3 protein-coding genes are annotated in these 2,111 nt (G+C 52.7%); 2 read left to right on the top strand and 1 reads right to left on the bottom strand.

Annotation, left to right across the window (positions count from 1 at the left end; genetic code table 11):
• The first annotated feature begins 199 nt into the window (after positions 1-199).
• Complete coding sequence (locus tag AQR02_RS07045; protein WP_209444131.1) at positions 200-667, top strand: Lrp/AsnC family transcriptional regulator; 468 nt, start codon at positions 200-202, stop codon at positions 665-667.
• On the top strand, positions 664-1,293 hold the full coding sequence (locus tag AQR02_RS07040; RefSeq protein WP_054939974.1) for a LysE family translocator: 630 nt from the start codon (positions 664-666) through the stop codon (positions 1,291-1,293). The genes AQR02_RS07045 and AQR02_RS07040 overlap by 4 nt, the downstream gene beginning before the upstream one ends.
• 67 nt (positions 1,294-1,360) lie before the next feature.
• Here AQR02_RS07040 and AQR02_RS32305 read toward each other — a convergent pair whose 3' ends face one another.
• Positions 1,361-1,738, bottom strand: coding sequence for an MFS transporter (locus AQR02_RS32305; protein ID WP_159067704.1), 378 nt, complete (start codon positions 1,736-1,738; stop codon positions 1,361-1,363).
• Positions 1,739-2,111 lie beyond the last annotated feature (373 nt).

Here is a 2,111-nt window from a genome sequence, read left to right as displayed (position 1 = left end):
ACTCCAGTGATTCAATCACCGTAATTAAGAATATACTCTCTTTCTATTACAATTGCAACAGGTTTTTTATTAACCTTAATTTAATTACTAAAGGACAATTAATTATGTTAATTCTAAGGTTTTAGATGGATTTCACCTTGTAATATGAATTTAAATAAGATATATTATCAAAAAACTTACTGAAGAAAGGATGATCAGCTTGGATTCTTTAGATCACAAAATTATCAAGGCACTGATGGCTAACGGAAGAATTACCTGGGCTGAGCTGGCCGGATTGCTGGGCCTCTCCTCTCCGGCAGCTGCTGACCGCGTAAGGCGTCTGGAAGAACAGGGAGTTATTAAAGGCTACACGGCGCTGATAGATTCCGAGTCAACCGGGTATGGGCTGGCTGCACTAATCGCAGTGACGCTTGAGCGCCCGGCACACCGGCAGGCTTTTCTGGAGCTGGTGCAGAAGCTCCCGGAAATTCAGGAATGCCATCACACCGCAGGCGATGACGACTATGTTCTGAAGCTCCGCTGCCGCGGAACACGGGATCTTGACCGGATCATCAGCGAAGAGCTGAAGAGTCTTCCTGGGATTGTTCGCACCCGGACAACAATTATTTTGGGCACGGTGAAAGAAACACCCAATGTTCCTCTGCCGCCCGGGGACCGTGAGCCATGACCCTCTGGTCTGCACTGATCAGCGGCTTTAGCTTCGGCTTCATCATTGCCGCCCCCGTCGGACCCATGTCTATTCTGTGCATGAACAGAACACTGAGGCAGGGCTTACTCGCAGGCCTTGCTACCGGAGCAGGGATTGCTCTCGCAGATACCTGTTATGCGCTGGTGACTGTTACAGGCTTCAGGATTGTGAATGAATTCACTTCCGATTATGAATTCCCCCTCAAACTCCTGGGTTCCTTGTTTATCGGCTACCTTGGAGTCAGAGGCTTGCGGAAAGGGGCTGCTGAATCCCGGCCGGAAACCGGACACAGTGGAGTTCTTTATTGCATGATCTCTTCCTTCCTTCTGACCATAGCTAATCCGGCGACGATCCTAAGCTTTATGGCACTCGCCGCATCACTCGGCAGTACCATCGGCGGTTCACTTTTGCTCCCGGCCGGTATTGCCTTCGGGTCATTCTTCTGGTGGCTGCTTCTGACTTTGGTTATATTATGGATCAGCAGCAGGCTGCCTGAGTCCTTCACCCGTACCCTGAGTCTGGCCTCAGCCCTCATCCTGATTCTGTTCAGCTTATACGGGATTATATCTGCTATATACAGTCTGGGGAATGGGAGTCCGGTTTGACCCCGCTGCCCTGGGTAATGGATTACCGGAGAATCCGTGTATCGGCCACGAAACGGATAGCAAAATGTTATGTCTGCTCTCCTACATATCTGTCCCTTCCCGCTCCCATTCCGACAACGAAGAGCAGCAGGCTTGCCGCTGCCAGCAGGGCCAGCGGAGCATTCCAGCTATGCGTCGCATCATGCAGCAGCCCGAACAATGCCGGACCGGCGGCTGCCAGCAGATATCCGACAGACTGGGCCATCCCCGAGAGCTCACTTGCCTCCTGAGTCGTGCGGGTCCGCAAGCTGAAGAACATCATCGCGAGGCCGAAGGCGAACCCGCCGGCGATACCGATGCACACCGCCCACAGCGCCATCCACCCGCTGCCGCCAAGCCAGATTCCGAGAATACCGAGGATGAACAACATCGAGGTGATCAGAACAAGCCCCCGCTGATGCTTCAATCTTCCCGCCCATAGCGGTACAAAAAAATGTAAACGGCAGCTGGGCCAGCTGCATCACCGACAGAATCCAGCCCGCATGGCCGGAAGACATGCCGCGCTCACTTAAGATCACCGAAAACCAGGCAATCAGAACATAGTAGAGCAAGGATTGCAGTCCCATAAACAGCGTTACCTGCCACGCAAGCGTTGAACGCCATATGTTGACAGAGGCAGCAGCTAAACGAGTCCCGTTGCCTTGAACCAGATTCTTCATTTGAGGAATCCAGAACACCGTAGCCAAAGCTGCGACAATAAACCACATTGAGAGCGTTCCCCGCCACCCGAAGCCAGCAATACCGGCAAGCGGCACACTGAAGCCTGAAGCCGCGGCTGC

Source organism: Paenibacillus ihuae, assembly GCF_001368795.1.
GTDB classification, from domain to species: domain Bacteria; phylum Bacillota; class Bacilli; order Paenibacillales; family Paenibacillaceae; genus Paenibacillus_AQ; species Paenibacillus_AQ ihuae.
Note: the sequence above shows the minus strand (reverse complement) of the source record. Positions and strands in the feature narration are given on the sequence as shown.

What these genes read in the sequence shown, in the direction of transcription:
- AQR02_RS07040 (WP_054939974.1), top strand. Translation starts at nt 664, where the DNA reads ATGACCCTCTGGTCTGCACTGATCAGCGGCTTTAGCTTCGGCTTCATC.